This is a genomic window from Terriglobia bacterium (genome assembly GCA_020073185.1).
Taxonomy (GTDB): domain Bacteria; phylum Acidobacteriota; class Terriglobia; order Terriglobales; family Acidobacteriaceae; genus JAIQGF01.
In genome coordinates, this window is the sequence record JAIQFT010000046.1 from 1 (window position 1) to 17,712 (window position 17,712).

The 17,712-nt window shown below is 63.9% G+C and carries 15 protein-coding genes; 13 read left to right on the plus strand and 2 right to left on the minus strand.

Annotated elements, in window-relative coordinates:
- Positions 1-75 precede the first annotated feature (75 nt).
- A complete protein-coding gene (locus LAN64_15330) occupies positions 76-417 on the minus strand; it encodes a hypothetical protein (GenBank protein MBZ5569210.1) in 342 nt (113 codons plus the stop codon).
- 14 nt (positions 418-431) lie between these two features.
- On the opposite strand from LAN64_15330, the gene LAN64_15335 reads away from it, so the two are divergent.
- The 8 genes from LAN64_15335 (at position 432) to LAN64_15370 (ending at position 11,507) form a co-directional block, all read left to right on the plus strand.
- A complete protein-coding gene (locus LAN64_15335) occupies positions 432-1,697 on the plus strand; it encodes a PAS domain S-box protein (protein ID MBZ5569211.1) in 1,266 nt (421 codons plus the stop codon).
- Positions 1,694-3,082 carry a sigma-54 dependent transcriptional regulator gene (locus LAN64_15340; GenBank protein MBZ5569212.1) on the plus strand — a complete coding sequence of 463 codons (1,389 nt, stop codon included), beginning with the start codon at positions 1,694-1,696 and terminating at the stop codon, positions 3,080-3,082. The genes LAN64_15335 and LAN64_15340 overlap by 4 nt, the downstream gene beginning before the upstream one ends.
- Positions 3,079-4,320 carry a c-type cytochrome gene (locus tag LAN64_15345; protein MBZ5569213.1) on the plus strand — a complete coding sequence of 414 codons (1,242 nt, stop codon included), beginning with the start codon at positions 3,079-3,081 and terminating at the stop codon, positions 4,318-4,320. Before LAN64_15340 ends, LAN64_15345 begins: the two co-directional genes overlap by 4 nt.
- Before the next feature lie 323 nt (positions 4,321-4,643).
- Entirely contained in the window at positions 4,644-5,264 is a 621-nt protein-coding gene (locus LAN64_15350; protein ID MBZ5569214.1) for a cytochrome c, read from the plus strand.
- Between the two features lie 161 nt (positions 5,265-5,425).
- Positions 5,426-5,812 carry a Rieske (2Fe-2S) protein gene (locus LAN64_15355; protein MBZ5569215.1) on the plus strand — a complete coding sequence of 129 codons (387 nt, stop codon included), beginning with the start codon at positions 5,426-5,428 and terminating at the stop codon, positions 5,810-5,812.
- A 1-nt stretch (position 5,813) separates the two neighbouring features.
- A complete protein-coding gene (locus tag LAN64_15360; protein ID MBZ5569216.1) occupies positions 5,814-6,899 on the plus strand; it encodes a cytochrome bc complex cytochrome b subunit in 1,086 nt (361 codons plus the stop codon).
- 19 nt (positions 6,900-6,918) lie between these two features.
- Positions 6,919-8,250, plus strand: a complete 1,332-nt coding sequence (locus LAN64_15365) for a cytochrome c3 family protein (GenBank protein ID MBZ5569217.1) — start codon at positions 6,919-6,921, stop codon at positions 8,248-8,250.
- A gap of 203 nt (positions 8,251-8,453) precedes the next feature.
- Positions 8,454-11,507 (plus strand): glycosyl hydrolase, encoded by a 3,054-nt coding sequence (locus LAN64_15370; GenBank protein MBZ5569218.1) that lies wholly within the window; start codon positions 8,454-8,456, stop codon positions 11,505-11,507.
- 93 nt (positions 11,508-11,600) lie between these two features.
- Here the strand turns inward: LAN64_15370 and LAN64_15375 are convergent, their stop codons facing one another.
- Positions 11,601-12,518: a LysR family transcriptional regulator gene (locus LAN64_15375; protein MBZ5569219.1), complete on the minus strand. Its 918-nt coding sequence runs from the start codon at positions 12,516-12,518 to the stop codon at positions 11,601-11,603.
- Positions 12,519-12,704: 186 nt separating this feature from the next.
- On the opposite strand from LAN64_15375, the gene LAN64_15380 reads away from it, so the two are divergent.
- The 5 genes from LAN64_15380 (at position 12,705) to LAN64_15400 (ending at position 17,697) form a co-directional block, all read left to right on the plus strand.
- Positions 12,705-13,928: a 2-isopropylmalate synthase gene (locus LAN64_15380; GenBank protein ID MBZ5569220.1), complete on the plus strand. Its 1,224-nt coding sequence runs from the start codon at positions 12,705-12,707 to the stop codon at positions 13,926-13,928.
- Positions 13,928-15,037, plus strand: coding sequence for a 3-isopropylmalate dehydrogenase (gene leuB / locus LAN64_15385; GenBank protein MBZ5569221.1), 1,110 nt, complete (start codon positions 13,928-13,930; stop codon positions 15,035-15,037). Before LAN64_15380 ends, leuB begins: the two co-directional genes overlap by 1 nt.
- 2 nt (positions 15,038-15,039) lie before the next feature.
- Positions 15,040-16,473, plus strand: a complete 1,434-nt coding sequence (gene leuC / locus LAN64_15390) for a 3-isopropylmalate dehydratase large subunit (GenBank protein MBZ5569222.1) — start codon at positions 15,040-15,042, stop codon at positions 16,471-16,473.
- A gap of 2 nt (positions 16,474-16,475) precedes the next feature.
- The gene (gene leuD, locus LAN64_15395) at positions 16,476-17,078 is read left to right on the plus strand and encodes a 3-isopropylmalate dehydratase small subunit (protein MBZ5569223.1); all 603 of its coding nucleotides are present in this window, start codon (positions 16,476-16,478) and stop codon (positions 17,076-17,078) included.
- A 124-nt stretch (positions 17,079-17,202) separates the two neighbouring features.
- Positions 17,203-17,697: a (2Fe-2S)-binding protein gene (locus LAN64_15400; protein MBZ5569224.1), complete on the plus strand. Its 495-nt coding sequence runs from the start codon at positions 17,203-17,205 to the stop codon at positions 17,695-17,697.
- The last annotated feature ends 15 nt before the right edge of the window (positions 17,698-17,712 follow it).

Here is a 17,712-nt window from a genome sequence, read left to right on the forward strand (position 1 = left end):
GATATGGAAGGTTTTTGGCTCTGTGATAAGTCTCGGATCATAGCAGTTATCAGCCGATAAGGGGATTTAATTTGCCTATTTCGGTAACGTTACGTCCTCAGTATAGAAGTAGTAGGAAGAAACGAGTTTTTCAAAAGCCGGGATGGCCTTATTAAAGGCAACTTGGTTACTGGAGGTCAACACCAAAACAGCCACGCCGGCCTTTTCGTCAACATAGGCGACAGCTTCGAAATTCCCCTCTTGACCTCCTTTAAACAGGCGGACAAGGGCCGTCTTACCGTCCCCGGTTTTGAGGGGCCGGCTTTCGGTTATGACCATCGATGGATTTTCCTTTTTGAAGTCGGCCACATCTTTGTCGATCATTTTCTGGAGGGTACTGACGCCCTCTTTCTTCTTGCTGGCCCAGCCAGCGTACATCCAGCATCAGCATCGTGGCGCTGGTGTTCGCCTTCTGGGCGTTGGTCGAGAACCACTACTTCCGCGAGCTGAACTACGTCTCGTTGCATTACCTGTACATCAGTCGGGGCATTGCGTCATCGCTGCTGCTGGCGTCGTGGGCGGCGTGGTTCGTGCTGCGCCAGCGCCAGATTGCCGAGGAGGAACTGCGGCGGTCGCGCGAACGCTATCGCGGGCTGCTGGAATCGTCGCCGGGCGCGGTGGCACTGTTTGACGGCTCGCTGCGCGTGTGGGAGTGGAACGCGGCGGCCGAGAGGCTCTACGGATTTTCCAAGGCAGAAGTGATCGGCAACACGTTGCCGACGGTCCCGAAGAACAAGGAAGGCGAGCTGCTGGCTCTTCTGGAGGCGGTGGACGCCGGTACAGCGGTGCTCGACCAGGAGACGCAGCGGCGCAACCGTCAGGACCAGGCGATCGAGGTGCAACTCAGCTTGCTGCCGTTTGGCGAAGGCGGACGGCGGTATGTCATGGAAGTCACGCATGACATCCGCGAGCGGGTGCGGCTGCGGCAGACGTTGCTGGAACTGGAGAAGCTGACGACCATGGGCAAGATGGCCGCGGGCACGGCGCATCACCTGAACACGCCGATGGCGTCCATGCTGCTGCGCGTGCAGATGATGCGCGAGCGAGCGCAGCACAACCATGGATGCGCGTCGGACCTGGAACAACTGGAGAACACGATCGGGTTCTGCCAGCAATTCGTGCGCCGGCTGCTGGATTTTTCGCGCAAACCCGCGCCGCAGAAGCAGCCGGAAGAAGTGGCGCCGCTGGTGGAGGCGGTACTCGGGTTCATGGCGCCGTCGTTCAGCGCGAAGAAAGTGCGCGCGACCGCCAACTTTGCGGCGATTGCGGGCGCCCAGGTGCTGGCCGACCGCAACCAGATCGAAACCCTGCTGCTGACGCTGCTCAGCAATGCGCTAGACGCGGTGTCCACCGGAGGCGAGATCAAGATCTGCGGGCACGAATCGCGCGACACCCTGGAAATCGAGATTCGCGACAACGGCTGCGGCATTTCCGACAGCGATAGCGCGCATGTGTTCGAGCCGTTTTTCACCACCAAGCCGCCGGGCAAGGGAACCGGCCTGGGACTGGCGATCGCGCGCAACATCGTGGCGGAACACGGCGGCACGATTCGCCTGGACGGTGCGCCGGGCCAGGGCGCAGTGGCGTCGGTGCGGTTGCCGCTGTGGACGGCGGGCCGCATGAATACAGCGGTCTTCGCGCAGGAGGCGACATCGTGACGCCGGACGGCGCAAGCGTCGAGATCCTGGTTGTTGACGACGATGCCGGTCTCGCTGGCACGTTACGCGATTTTCTCGTCGAGCAGGGATACACAGTGGTGGTGGCGCTGTCGGGCGCGGAGGCGTTGGCGGCGAACCAGGAGAATCCGCGCTTGGCCGTCGCTCTGGTTGATTTGGTAATGCCGCTGACCGATGGGCTGACGCTGATGGAGCAGATTCATCAGCGCAATCCCGATCTGCCGGTGGTCATCATGACCGGCTACGCAACGGTGGAGACAGCGGTGGAGGCAATCAAGCGTGGCGCCGAGGACTATCTAACCAAGCCGTTCGACCGGCAGGCGGTGCAGAAAAAAGTCGGGCGGCTGATGGAAGTCCACCGGCTGCGGCAGCGCGTGGCGCAGCTGGAAGCCAATCTGAAGGAAGTCCACGACCCGTTCGAGAACCTGGTGTTCGTGTCGCCGCAGATGCAGCGCGTGGTGGAGCGCGCGCGGGCGGCGGCGGCCAGCGATGCGGCGGTGCTGCTCGTCGGTGAAACCGGCACCGGCAAGGAGATGCTGGCGCGGGCGATTCATGGCGCCAGCCGGAGAGCGGGCGAGCCGTTCGTTGCCATCAACTGCGGCGCCCTGCCGCGCGACCTGGTGGAGAGCGAGCTGTTCGGCTTCCGCCGCGGCGCGTTCACGGGCGCGTACCACGATGCTCCGGGCGTGTTCGCTTCGGCGGGGCGCGGCACGGTGTTTCTCGACGAGATCGGCGAGATGCCGAAAGACGCACAGGTCAAGCTGCTGCGTGTGTTGCAGGAGAAAGAGCTGCGGCCGGTGGGCGGCACACGGGCTGTGCCGGTGGACGTGCGCATCGTCGCGGCGACGAACCGGCCGCTGGCGCAGTTGCGCTCAGAGCTGCTGCGCGAGGATTTGTATTTCCGCATCGCCACCGTAGTGATCGAAGTCCCGCCGCTGCGCGCGCGCCGCGAAGACATCCTGGTCCTTGCCCAGCATTGCGCGGCGCAGTTTTCCGATCGTTACGGGCGGCATATCACGCTGGCACGCTCGGCGACCGAGTTGCTGCTCAACCACGGCTTCGCCGGCAACGTGCGCGAGTTGCAGAACGTGCTGGAAAGCGTGACTGCGTTGTCGCAGGCAGACCCGCAGACGATCACCGACAAGGACCTGAAGCCACTGCTGGGGGCGCCGGCAGCGTCGAATGCGCGTTTTGAGGAGCATCCGCTGGCGCTGGAGGAAATGGAGCGGGTGGCGATCGAGCGCTCGTTGCGCATTTGTCAGGGCAACCGCACCAAGGCGGCGGCGCTGCTCGGGATCTCGCGCGACACGCTCTACCGCAAGATGCGCGACCTGAAGATCCGCGAAGGAGCGGAGCAGGCGAAATGAGCCGTGTCCAGCGAGAATTCGTGTTGTGGGTGGGGATCGCGGTCGCCGCGTTGCTGCTGTTCGTGGGGATTCTTCGCTTCCAGTATCGGAACACCCAAAACCGATTTGCCATCGCGGTGACGCCGCAACCGGCGCGGGGCGACGCCGTCTTCCGCGCCAAAGGATGCGCCAAGTGCCATGGCGAGAGCGCGGCAGGAGGCAAACTTGGGCCGGCGCTGCGGGAGCGCGCCGCCAGCCTGCCGCAACTGGTAACCGCCATGTGGAACCACGCCCCGCGGATGTACGAGGCGATGCGGCAGGCGAAGCTGCCGTATCCCACGCTCAGCTATGACGAGACCGGCCAACTGGTCGCCTACCTGTACCTGACTGGCTATTCCGACGAGCCCGGCGATGCGCGCCGCGGCCAGGAATTGTTCCGCACAAAGCAATGTGCCCGCTGTCACACCTCCGATGGTAATCCCGGCGGCGCTCCCGGGGTGCAGCAACTGGCGGCGGCGGATTCGCCCATCACTTGGACGCAGGCGCTGTGGAACCACGGGTCGGCGATGGAGAGCAGCATGCGCCGGCAGGGCATCGCGTGGCCGCGTTTCCAAGCCAACGAACTGCGCGACCTGTACGCCTACGTGCGGCAAGCGAGCGGAAGGTCAGGTAGCGAGACGCCGGTGCCGTCCGCCGATCCGGACCGCGGCTGGCAGGTGTTCCAGGCGAAGTACTGCATCAATTGCCACTCGCTGAAGAAGGCGCCCGGCGTGGTCGAGGTCAACGCCCCGCCGCAACGGCCCCGGGGGCCGATGCTGGGGCCCGACGGCAAGTTGCCGCCGACGTTTTCACAATTCGGCGCGGCCATGCTGAACCATTTTCCCGATATGCATCGCGCCATGCGCTCGGTGGGGCAGATGCCGCCCAGATTTGAATCGCAGGAAATCCTGGACCTGGCGGTGTTTCTCTACGGGCTCCACTACCTGGAGCCGTCGGGATCGCCGCAGGTGGGAGCGAGCATCTTCGCGTGGCGCGGGTGCGCCGATTGCCACGGAGCACGCGCGGAAGGGACGGCGCGGGGGCCGGCGCTGCGCGGGCGAGGTCAGCCGTACACGGCGGTGCGGCTGGCCACCAATCTCTGGGGCCACGGCACCAAGATGTATGAGCAGAGCCGCAAAGCCGGGCAGACGTGGCCGGTGCTGCAGGAAAGTGATGTGGGGGATTTGCTCTCGTTTCTCAACACTCCCGTGGGCAAATAGCAGCGCCCACGGCCCAAGGTGGATTCGAACGAACGTCCGATTTTCTGACGCCGCCTGATTCTCGGACAGGCGAAGCCGTACCAGCCGCCTTTGCCCACCCACCTCAAGTTCGCCTAAATCAAACCCCGGCAAGAGGATATCGCCTTTTGCACAGGCCGCACCACGGTGGCCCCAAGCGTGCCCCCGTTTGTTCCATGAAGCGAGGGAATAGGAGGAAGGGAGCGATGCCTGTTACGCGCCGCGAGCCTTGGTCGGCCTCTCCGGCGGACAGCATCTCATCGCAGCGACCCCTTCCTCCGTCCCCGATTAAAGGAGCTACCGCCATGCGACGCGTGGACACGCTTGCCTTCCTGGGTCTCTTCCTGCTGTTTGCCGGTGCCGGAACCTTTCTCAGTAAATACACGTTCCTGCCGCTGTGGGTGGTCTGGCTGGTCGGCCCGCTGCTCTGGTACCTGGGGTTTGCCGTCCTGATCTCGTGGATGCTATGGCGGCTGTTTGTGCCGGCGGCCGACGAAGCGCGCGAGCCAGCGCAAGACGAGCACGCCAAGCCGGTGCGCGTCAGCAATTTTGTGGAACACGATTACGACTACGAACCTCTGGAGCCGAAGATGCGGGAAGTACCTGTCTATGGCACGCTGATCATACTCATACTGCTCTCATCGCTGTTTATCTCCCAGTCTTACGCGGCCGATACTGCCGCCGCGGTGTTTACCGGCAAATGTGCCATGTGCCATGACGCCGACGGTCACGGCAAGACGGCCATGGGCGCGAAGTTCAACATCAAGGACCTGGCCTCACCCGAAGTGCAGAAGCAATCCGACGCCGAGCTGACGCAGGTCATCGCCAAGGGCAAAAACAAGATGCCAGCGTATGATGGCAAGCTGACGAAGGATGAGATCGCGCAACTGAGCGCATACGTGAAGGCGCTCGGCAAGAAGAAGTAGCGCTACTAGGGCGGAATTCGTTCCGCGTCGTTACGCACATTCGGGAGGCAAGAATGCAAGTCTTCGAGGCGACAAGCTCGCCCCGCGGAGCAGGAGACTCCGGAACACTCAGGGACAACGCACGGCGGCGATTCATCCAAGTCCTCCTCGGAGGAGGCCTGTTGGCCTCGGCCGCGTCTTTCATCTACCCAGTCCTACGCTACCTGATTCCTCCGGCCGCCACCGACATGGGCGGCGATACGGTGGTTGCCGGCCGGGTCGGGGAGCTGAAACCGAATACCGGCAAGATCTTCCGCTTCGGCAGCCGGCCCGGGCTGCTGATTCTCGGCGCTGACGGCGAATACCGCGCCATGTCGGCCACCTGCACCCACCTGAGCTGCACCGTGCAATACCGCAGCGACCTGAAGCAGGTGTGGTGCGCCTGCCATAACGGCACCTACGACCTGGCGGGGCGCAACGTCTCCGGGCCGCCACCGCGTCCGCTGGAGTTGTTCGACGTGCACGTGCAGGGCGAGGAGATCGTCGTGCGGCGGAAACGGGAGGCGTGAGATGAGCGCATTCGCTCTCGTCAAAGACTGGCTCGACGAGCGCTTCGGCTGGGCCGAACTCACCAAGCCGCTGCGCAAGAAGACCGTCCCCATGCACCGGCTCTCGTACTGGTATTTCCTGGGCGGGATCACCCTGTTCCTCTTCGTCATTCAAGTTTGCACCGGTATTCTCCTGCTGCTGTATTACCGCCCCAGCGCCAATGAGGCGTTCGAAAGCGTGCAGTACATCACCACGCAGGTGCAGTTCGGGTGGCTGGTGCGGTCCATCCATTCCTGGTCGGCGAACCTGATGATCCTGACCGCGTTCGCCCACATGTTCAGCGTGCTGTTTTTGAAGGCGTACCGCAAGCCGCGGGAACTGACCTGGATCACGGGCGCGCTGCTGCTGTTCCTGGCCATGGGCTTCGGCTTCAGCGGGTACCTGTTGCCGTGGAACACGCTGGCGTTCTTCGCGACGAAGGTAGGGACCGAGGTCGCCGGGCAGGTGCCGATCGTCGGCAAGTGGATCGTCATCTTCCTGCGCGGCGGCGAGGATGTCACAGGGGCCACGCTCACCCGCTTCTTCGGTTTCCACGTGGCGGTGCTGCCGGGCATCACGACGCTGTTGCTCGCGGTCCACATTCTCCTGGTGCAAAGGTTTGGTATCAGCGTGCCGCCGTCGGTGGAAGAGCAATGGAAACGCGATCCCGCAGCGGCGCGCGAGATGAAGTTCTTCCCCAATTTCGCCCTGCGGGAAGCGTTTGCCTGGTACATCGCGCTCGGAGTGCTGGGCGCGCTGGCCGCGCTGTCGCCGTGGGGACTGGGCGTGAAGGCGGATCCGTTCGCTCCGGCGCCCGCCGGCATCAAGCCCGAGTGGTACTTCCTGTTCATGTTCCAGACGTTAAAACTGATTCCTGCCAAGATCTGGTTCGTCGACGGCGACCTGTTGGGCGTGCTCGGGTTCGGGCTGGCCGGCGCGGTGTGGGTGCTGCTGCCATTTGTCGAGGGATTGAAGTGGAGGCTGGGGCGCATGTTTGTAACCGGCCTGGGAGTGTTCGCACTGGCGTACATCGTGTCAATGACGATCTACGGCTACATGGCGAAATGAGCGGGGCGAAAGAACAATCATGAGTTCAATTCATAACGAAATCATGGAAGCGCGCGCTGGGGAGCGGTTGAGGGGGACTGCTCCCGCGCGCGCCTCGCAGGCATGGTTTTTGCTGGCGGTGGCCATCTGGGTTGCAGTAGCGATGTTCGCAGCGTCGCGGGCACATTCCGCCACACTGCCGCAAGCGGTGCAAAGCACCTGCGTGGATTGCCACTCCGCGCTCGACGCCAACCTGAAAGTCACCGGCGAGCAGTATGCGCAGGACATCCATGCGCAAAAGGGACTGACCTGCGCCGGGTGTCACGGCGGCGATCCCACCAGCATGGAAGCCATGGACAAGAAAAAGGGCTTCAAGGGACACATTGACCGCAAAGCGATCCCGGAACTCTGTGCGAAGTGCCATTCCGATGGCGCCTACATGCGGCAGTACAACCCGTCGCTGCGCACCGACCAGTTGGCGCAATACAAGACCAGCGTGCACGGCAAGCGGCTGACGGGCGGCGATACCAAGGTCGCGGTCTGCATTGATTGCCACGGCGTGCATGGCATCCGCGCGGTGAAGGATCCGCGCTCGAAGGTGTTTCCGCTGAACGTGGCCGACACCTGTGCGCGCTGCCATGCCGACGGCAAGTACATGCAGGCATATCCGATCAAGCACGACCAGTTCGCCGGATACAGCAGCAGCGTGCATCACGAGGCGCTGGCGGTGCGCGGCGATCTGAGCGCGCCTACCTGCACCACCTGTCACGGCAACCATGGCGCGGCGCCGCCGGGCGTGACCGCCGTGGTCCATGTCTGCTCGACCTGCCACGTCTTCCAGGCGCAATTGTTCGATTCCAGCCCGCACAAGCCGGCGTTCGCGGCCGCCGGGCTGCCGGGATGCGTTACCTGTCACAGCAATCACCGCATCGTGCACCCGAGCGACGCCATGGTCGGCACCGGCCCGCAGGCGGTGTGCACCTCCTGCCACTCCCAGGGCGATGCCGGATTCGTGGCGGCAGCGGACATCAAGGAGCACCTGGTCGCGCTAGAAGCCGCCATCGGCAAATCCGACGAGGTGCTGACGCGCGCCGAGGAGTCCGGCATGGAGGTCAGCCAGGCGCAACTGGACCTGACATCCGCCCGCGATCAGCTCACCAAGGCGCGCGTGACCCTGCACAGCTTCACGCCGAAGAAGATTGACGAAGACATCAAAGTCGGCCAGGTGACGGCGGAGAAAACGCGGCTCGCCGGCGAGAAAGCGCTGCGCGAACGCGACTACCGCCGCATGGGACTGGGAATTTCGCTGGTCACGATCCTGGCAATGCTGGTCGGATTGAAGCTGTACATCGGTGAAATCGAGCGCAAATAGCATTTGGCCATCCTCGCCCCCCTGAACCCGGCCCGGTCTGCAGGCCGGGAATTTTTTGTCCGCGTGTGCGTCGTGCTACGATTCTCCGTTTTTGATCGTGGGGGAGGATCGTAGAAATGTTCAGGCGCGCTGCCGTCCTGCTATTTGTCCTGCTTGCTTCCGCACTGTTTGCCCAAACTTACAACCAAGCGCTCTTCAGCGGAATGAAATGGAGAGGCATCGGACCGTATCGGGGCGGGCGCGTGCTGGCGGTGACCGGCGTGCCCGGCGATCCCAATACGTTTTATTTCGGCGGCGTCGCCGGCGGCGTGTGGAAGACGGCGGATGCCGGCGCCACTTGGAAGCCGCTCACCGACAAGGAGCCGTTCACCTCCATCGGTTCGATCGCCGTGGCCGATTCCGACCACAACACCGTTTATGTCGGCACGGGCGAGGCCTGCATTCGCGGAAACATCACCTACGGCGACGGGGTTTGGAAATCGGTCGACGGCGGCAAGTCGTGGAAGCACGTCGGGCTGCCGGACTCGCGCCAGATTGGCGCCGTCATCGTCGATCCGAAGAATTCCAACATCGTGTACGTGGCCGCGCTCGGGCATGTGTACGCGCCCAGCGCCGAACGCGGCATCTACCGCACCACCGACGGCGGCGCGACGTGGCAGAAAGTTCTGTTCGTGAATGACAAGACCGGCGGCATTGACGTGGTGTTCGATCCGCAGAATCCGAACACGCTGTTCGCTGCCATGTGGGAGGTGTACCGCACGCCTTGGAGCTTGAATAGCGGCGGTCCCGGCAGCGGACTGTACCGCTCGACCGATGGCGGCAGCACCTGGAAGCGTCTCGAAGGACACGGCCTGCCGGAGGGACTTCTGGGGCGGATTGGCGTGTCGGTTTCCGGCGCGGATTCCAACCGCGTGTACGCGCTGATCGAGGCCAAGGAGGGCGGGCTGTTCCGCTCCGACGACGGCGGCGATACTTGGACGCGCGTTAATGACGACGAGCGCTATCGCCAGCGCGCCTGGTACTTCACCCACATCTTTGCCGATCCCAAGACCGTGGACACCGTGTACGTCGAGAACACCGGCCTGTTCCGCTCGGTGGACGGTGGCAAAACGTTTACCCTGTTACCGGCGCCGCACGGCGATCATCACGGGCTGTGGATTGACCCGACCAATCCCAAGAGCATCATCGACGGCAACGACGGCGGAGCGACGGTCAGCGTGGATGGCGGTCAGACCTGGAGCACGTTGCTGAACCAGCCCACGGCGCAGTTTTACCACGTCATCACGGACAACCAATTTCCGTATTACGTCTACGGCGCGCAGCAGGACAACAGCAGCGTGGGCATTGCCAGCTATGCCGACGAGGGCGTGATCGCCCGCCAGAACTGGTTTGACTTCGGCGGTGAAACCGGCTTCATCGCGCCCGACCCGCGCGACATCAACACCGTCTACGGCAACAACGAGGCTACCATCTTCCGCTTCAACAAGGCCGACCAGCAGATCCAGGATATTTCCGTGTGGCCGCTGGACGTGGCCGGCCACGGCGCCGCAGACCTGGACGTGCTGCGCTTCAACTGGACCTCGCCGCTATTTATATCGCCTTACGATAAGACTACGCTCTATACCGCCGGGGACAAGGTGTACAAGAGCGCCGACGGCGGCATGAGCTGGACTGCGATCAGCAAAGACCTGACGCGCAACGACAAGACCAAGCAGCAACCCTCCGGGGGGCCGATCACCCTCGACATCACCAGCGTCGAGTATTACGACACCATTTTTGCGCTCGCTGAATCGCCGCTGCAAAAGGGCCTACTCTGGGCCGGCACTGACGATGGCCTGGTGTGGCTCACGCGCGACGGCGGCAACACCTGGACCAACGTCACGCCTAAGGCGCTCCCGGAATGGAGCATGGTGAGCATTGTCGATCCGTCGCCGCACGATCCCGGTGCCGCCTACATGGCCGTAGACCGCCACAAGCTCGACGATCAGAAGCCGTACATCTACCGGACGTCGGATTTCGGCAAGACTTGGACACTCGTGGTGAACGGGATTCCGCAGGGCTCGTATGTGCGCTCGGTGCGCGAAGATCCCGGACGCAAGGGCCTGCTGTTCGCGGGCACGGAGCGCGGCGTGTACGCATCCTTCGACGACGGCGCGCACTGGCAGGCCATGCAACTGAACCTGCCCGTTTCGCCGATCCACGACCTGGTGGTGCACGACAACGATCTGGTCGTCGCCACGCACGGGCGCTCGTTCTGGATCCTGGACGACATCACGCCGCTGCGGCAGCTCACCACGCAAACCGCTTCGGCGCAGGCGACGCTTTACAAGCCCGAGCCCGCCGTCCGTTTGCATTATCCCGACGAGGTGGAACGCCGGCGTCCGGTGGGCGAAAACCCGCCCAAGGGCGCAATCATCGACTATTACTTCGCATCCAAGCCGAAAGAGGAGGTCACGCTGGATCTCCTCGACGCGCAAGGCAAACTCGTGCGCCACCTGTCGAGCAAGGAAAAGAGAACTTTCGAGCAGCCGCCGGAGTGGCCCGACCAGGAAATGCCCAAGGAAACCATGCCCGCCGAAGCGGGCATGAACCGCTATGCCTGGGACCTGCGTTACGAGTCGCCGGTAAAAATACCGGGCGCATTTTATTCCGGCCTCGGCCCGGTAGGACCACTCGCGCTACCGGGAACCTACCAGGTGAAGCTGACCGCGGGATCGTTCACCCAGACGGTGCCGCTGGAGCTGCGCATGGACCCGCGGCTGAAGAACGTCACCCCGGCGGATTTGCAAAAGGAATTCGAGCTGGCAAGGAAGATCCGCGATCGCAACAACGAGCTGCACGTAGCGGTGAACCAGATCCGCGAGCTGCGTGCCGAACTCAACACGCTGAAGAAGTGGTCGGGCGAGAGCGCGCAAGCCAAGCAGGTGATCGAGAGCGCGGATGCGCTCGACAAGAAGATGACGCCCATCGAGGAAACACTGATGCAGGTAAAGATGAAGAGCTCCGAGGGCAACCTGCGCTACCCAAACCAGCTCAACGAGCAGTTCGACTCGCTCAGCCACACCGTCGAGTACGCCGACGCCGCCCCTTCCCGCGCTCAGTACGCCGTCTATGATGAGCTCAACGGCAAGCTGCAGGGGCAGTTGAAGACCTTGCGCGATGTCTTCGCTCGCGACCTGCCGGCGTTGAACGAGCTTATGCGCAAGTCCGGCGTGCCCGCGCTGACCGTGCCCTCGGGAACGCCGGCTGGCTCGTAGCATGGTCTGTAACAGTTGAGGAAATCCCAACGCGCGAACGGGTACGGCAAGGCTGCCTTAAGGGAATCCGAGTCCACAACGCACGAGGGGACGCTACCGTTCCACCTGGAACAAGTATCTCCCGCTGTCGGACGACACCATCCCCTCCGCCACCTTCAGGAACGCGCGCGCCGCGTGCGACAAGTTGGCGTTCCTGCGGTACACCAGCCGCAGCCGCCGCTCCAGCCTCAGGTCGGCCACGGAGACGCGCACCAGGTCGCCGCGCGCCAGTTCCTCCTCCAAGCACAAGCTCGGCACCAGCGCCACCCCGTTTTCCATCTTCACGAATTTCTTGATGGCCTCGATCGTAGGCAGCTCGGCGTCCATATTCAGCGGCGTTTTGTGGCGCTTGAACGCCTGGATGACCTTGGCGCGGAAGGGCGACGGCACGTGGTGAGCCACGAACGACTCCACCCCGAGCTGCTTGATGCTCACCTGTTTCGACTTGGCCAGCGTATGCCGCGGATACACCACGAACGCCAGCTCGTCGCGGTACACCACGATGCTGCGCAGCAGCGGATCCTCGGGATTGAACGAGAGCACCCCCAACTCGACGTTGTGCTCCAGAATCTCCTGTGGGATGCGGCTGGCCAGCGAGCGCTCGACCGTGGTCTTCACCAGGGGGTACAGTCGCCGGAACTCGGCCAGCACCGGCAGCAGGTACAGGCAGGTGTACTCGTTGGCGGCGATGTTCAACTTGCCCTTGCGCATCTCGCGCATTTCAACTAGCGCCGCGGCCGCCTCGCCGCGCAGGTTCAGCAGCTTCTGCGCGTACTCGTGCAGCACGCGCCCGGCGTCGGTGAGATGCCCGTTACGCGAAGAGCGGTCAAGCAGCGGCTCGCCCAGCTCGTCCTCCAGCTTGCGGATCGCCTGGCTCACCGCGGGCTGCGTGCGGTAAAGCTTTTCCGCGGCGCGCGAAAAGCTGCCTTCGCGCGCCACCGTGACGAACACTTCCAGTTGAAAAAGGTCCATCGGAGCCCTCATTCGCCGATCTTTGCCGGCTAACGACTCGCGATTATGCCATCAAAAAACCTAATGATAACGAAAAGAATTATAACTTGGAGTTTCGACCTTCCCCGGACGTAGGATTCCGGATAGCGTCCAAAACGCGGCTGGCTGGCTCGCATCTGCCTGGGCCCTCCCGCACATATAGGCGTGATGTACGTTATAGGAGGCGCAGTGAGCGCAAGCCACATTGCCATCTTCGATACTACGCTGCGCGACGGCGAACAGTCGCCGGGTTGCAGCATGAACCTGGAAGAAAAGGTTCTGCTAGCCGGTCATCTTGACCGGCTCGGGGTCGACGTCATCGAGGCCGGGTTTCCCATTGCCTCAGAGGGCGATTTCCGCGCGGTGCAGGCGGTTGCGGCGCGCATCTGCCGCCCGGCCATCGCCGCCCTCGCCCGCTGCACGCGAAAGGACATTGACCGCGCTTGGGATGCGCTTCGCAATGGCGAGCGCCCCCGCATCCACGTCTTCCTCGCCACCTCCGATATCCACCTGCAGTACAAGCTGAAGATCGCTCGCCATGATGCGCTGGTCCAGTCACGCGAGGCTGTGCGTTATGCCCGCACCTTGTGTGATGACGTCGAATTTTCTCCCGAGGATGCCACTCGCTCCGACCCGGAGTTCCTGTGTTCCGTATTGGAGGGCGTGATCGAGGCCGGCGCGACCACACTCAACGTCCCGGACACGGTCGGCTACACCATCCCTTCTGAGTTCACGCGGCTGATCACCACGATTCGTGAACGCGTGCGCGGGATCGAGAAGGTCACCATCTCGGTACACTGCCACAACGATCTCGGGCTCGCGGTCGCCAACAGCCTCGCCGCCATCGAGGCGGGCGCGCGCCAAGTGGAGTGCACGGTCAATGGTATCGGCGAGCGCGCCGGCAACGCCGCCTTGGAGGAGATCGTCATGGCGCTGCGAGTCCGCGCCGATCGCATGCCCTATACCACCGGCATTCACACCGAGCACCTCTGCCCTGCCAGCCAGGCGCTCTCCGGGATTCTCGGCTTTCCGGTGCAACCCAACAAGGCGATCGTCGGCTGCAACGCCTTCGCGCACGAAGCCGGCATCCACCAGCATGGCGTGCTCAGCAATCCACTCTGCTACGAGATCATGACGCCCGAATCGGTCGGCCTGCCGTCGAACCGCATCGTGCTCGGCAAGCACTCCGGACGGCATGCGCTCGCCCGCCGATACCAAGAGCTCGGCCATCCGCTCGCTGGCGCAGAACTCGACTCGGTGTACCAGCGCTTCACCGAGCTCGCCGACCGCAAGAAGAATATCTACGATCGCGATCTGATTTCGCTGCTCCCTCACCGCGGCGTCCGTCCCTCGCCGCCGATCGCGGGCGCTGCGCAGGCCTTCGGGGACTGATGAGGACCAAGCTGAACCTTGCTGTTCTGCCTGGCGACGGCATCGGCGTCGAGGTCACGCGCGAGGCGGTGCGCGTGCTGCGCACCATCGCCGATGCTCACGGCTACGATTTTCAATTTCGCACCGAGCTGGTTGGCGGTGCGGCAATTCGCGAAGCCGGTTATCCCCTCCCCCAGGTGACCCTCGACGCGTGCCTGAGCAGCGATGCCGTGCTGCTCGGCGCCGTCGGCGGCCCGGAGTTCGATGCCCTACCTCCGGATCGCAGGCCGGAGTCCGGCCTGCTGGCGCTGCGCCGCGAACTGGGCGCGTTTGCCAACCTGCGCCCCGCTTCCTCGCATCGCGCCATTGAGGATTGTTCGCCGCTGCGCCCCGAAGTGGTGCGCGGCGCCGATATTCTGGTGGTGCGCGAACTCCTGGGCGGGCTTTACTTCGGAGAACCGCGCGGCTTCGCCGCCGAGGGTACCGCCGCCTTCAACACCATGCGCTACTCCACCGACGAGATCGAGCGGATCGCGCGCATTGCTTTCGAGCAGGCGCGTGCTCGTCGGAGGAAGGTCACTTCGGTGGACAAGGCCAACGTGCTGGAGACCTCACAACTCTGGCGCAAGGTGGTCACCGGCGTGGCGCGCGAATTTCCCGGCGTCGCGCTCGACCACATGTACGTAGACGCCTGCGCCATGCACCTGGCGTCCAGCCCGTCACGCTTCGATGTGATCCTCACGGAAAATCTCTTCGGCGACATTGTTTCCGACGAATCTGCGGTGATCAGCGGCTCGCTCGGCATGCTTGCCTCGGCGAGCATCGGCGGGCGCGTCGGGCTGTTTGAGCCCGTGCACGGCTCCGCGCCCGACATTGCCGGGCGCGGCATCGCCAATCCGCTGGGTGCGATCGCGACAGCCGCCCTGCTTCTGCGGTATGCTGCTGACATGGAGCCTGAGGCGCGCGACGTGGAAGAGGCGATCGGCGAGGTCCTCAATCGCGGTTTCCGTACCTCCGACCTGGTGCGCGACCAACGCACGCCGACGGCGACCACCGAGGAGATGGGCGCTGCTGTAGCCGAGGCGCTTACCGGAATCTGCGAACGCCGCCACGCCTTCCACGCGGTCTGATCATGCCCGCTCCACGGACCATGTTCGACAAGATCTGGAGCGAGCACCTGGTGTGCGAGGCGCCCGGCGAGCCTGCCCTGCTCTACATTGATCTGCACCTCGTGCACGAAGTCACGTCTCCGCAGGCATTTGACGGCCTGCGCGCCGCAGGACGCCGCGTCCGCCGGCCCGAGCGCGCCCTGGCCACCGTGGACCACAACGTTCCGACCACGGCACCGCGTAACCTGATCTCCGATCCCATCGCCGCGCGCCAGATCGAAGCGCTGCGCAAGAACTGCGCCGAATTCGGCATCCTCCTCTTCGACATTGACTCGCCCGAGCAGGGAATCGTACACGTCATCGGGCCGGAACTCGGGGTCACCAAGCCCGGCATGACCATCGTCTGCGGCGACAGTCACACCAGCACGCACGGCGCATTCGGCGCACTGTCCTTCGGCATCGGAACCTCCGAGGTCGAGCACGTGCTTGCCACGCAGTGCCTGCCGCAGCGCAAGCAGCGCACCATGGAAGTGCACGTCTGCGGGCGGTTGGGGCCGGGTGTGAACGCGAAGGATTTGGCGCTTGGCATTATCGGCCAGATAGGCACCGATGGCGCCACCGGACACGTGATCGAGTACACCGGCGAAGCCGTCGCCGCGCTCTCCATGCCGGAGCGCATGACCCTGTGCAACATGAGCATCGAGTCGGGCGCGCGCGCCGGCATGGTGGCGCCCGACAACACGACGTTTTCCTGGATTCGCGGACGCCGTTTTGCCCCGCCAGGACCTGACCTGGCCAAGGCGATTGAATATTGGCGCACGCTGCCCACCGACGACGGCGCGCAGTTCGACCACACCGTGGAGATCGAAGCCGCGTCGCTGGCGCCCTTCGTGACCTGGGGCACCAACCCGGGCATGGTGACCTCCGTCACAGGCCAGGTGCCCGCGCTGTCGGCGGCGAGGAACGAAGCCGAACGTCGCTCCTGGGAGCGCGCGTTGGAGTACATGGCGCTTGCGCCCGGCACACGTATCCAGGACATCGCCATTGACCGCGTCTTTATCGGCTCCTGCACCAATTCGCGTCTGGAGGATCTGCGCGCCGCGGCCCGTGTGGTGAGCGGTTATCGCATCGACCCCAAGGTGCAGGCGCTGGTGGTGCCGGGGTCGCAGGCGATAAAAGCGGCGGCCGAAGCCGAGGGGCTCGACGAAATTTTCCGCACCGCCGGTTTTGAGTGGCGCGAAGCCGGCTGCTCCATGTGCCTCGGTATGAACCCCGACGTACTACAGGCGGGCCAACGCTGCGCCTCCACCAGCAATCGCAATTTTGAAGGGCGCCAGGGCCGTGGCGGGCGCACCCATCTGGTCAGCCCGGCCATGGCGGCGGCGGCGGCGATCGCGGGCCATTTCGTGGACATACGCGATTGGAAGTTTCGCGGCTCGGTGGCGGCGGCGAAATAGTTATGGAACCATTCCGCAAACATACCGGGCTGGTGGTCCCACTCGATCGCGTCAATGTTGACACCGACCAGATCATCCCCAAGCAGTTCCTCAAGCGGGTCGAGCGCACCGGCTTCGGCGAATTTCTTTTTTACGATTGGCGAAGATTGCCCGACGGCAGCCCCGATCCATCGTTCGTGCTCAACGATCCACGCTACCGCGGCGCCAGCATCCTGATCGCGGGCGCCAATTTTGGCTGTGGCTCTTCGCGCGAGCACGCGCCCTGGTCGCTGATGGACTACGGATTCCGCGCCATCATTGCGCCCTCGTTCGCCGACATTTTCACCACGAATTGTTTTAAGAACGGCGTGCTGACCGTGGTCCTGCCGGACTCTGCCGTTTCCGACCTGATGCGCCGCGCGCAGCGAACGCCTGCCTACCGCCTCAGCGTCGATTTGGAGTTGCGGACCGTGTCCGACGACCAAGGTTTTTCCGCCACTTTCTTCGTGGACGAGTTCCGCCGGCGCTGCCTGCTCAACGGACTCGACGACATCGACCTGACGCTGCAGCACGAACCCGACATTGCCGCGTACGAAGCGCGTCACGCCCGCCCACCCTGGTTCTAGCCATCCACAAGTGCGTTGCGGTGCGCTTGCCCGGCGCGGGCCGCTTGTACTCAGGCCGCCAAGTTTGCTATCGTTCCCGCCCAGCGAGCGATGCCCATCCGCTCGAAGCGCCCGTGGGGGGCCTATGAAATCCGTCGAGATTGTTGTCAATGGCGTGGAGCGCCGCGCCCAGGTGGAGCCGCGCATGCTGCTGGTGCATTTTCTGCGCGACGTCGCCGGCCTCACCGGCACGCACATCGGCTGTGAAACCTCGCTGTGCGGCGCCTGCACCACCCTGTTTGACGGGCGCGCCGTGAAGTCGTGCACCGTGCTCGCGGTTCAGGCCGACGGTCATTCCGTCACCACCATCGAAGCGCTCGCCGCCGAAGGGCAGCTCCATCCTTTGCAGGAAAGTTTCTGGGAAGAGCACGCCCTGCAATGCGGTTTCTGTACGCCGGGCATGATCATGTGCGCCAGCGACCTGCTGGGGAGCAACGCTTCGCCCAGCGACAGCGAGATCCGCGAGGGGCTCAGCGGCAACCTGTGCCGCTGCACCGGCTACCAGAACATCGTCGGCGCGGTGAAGTCCGCCTCGCGCAAGATGGCGCGCCGCACCGCTGCGATCGCGGCCAGGAAGTAATCCGCCGGAGACATT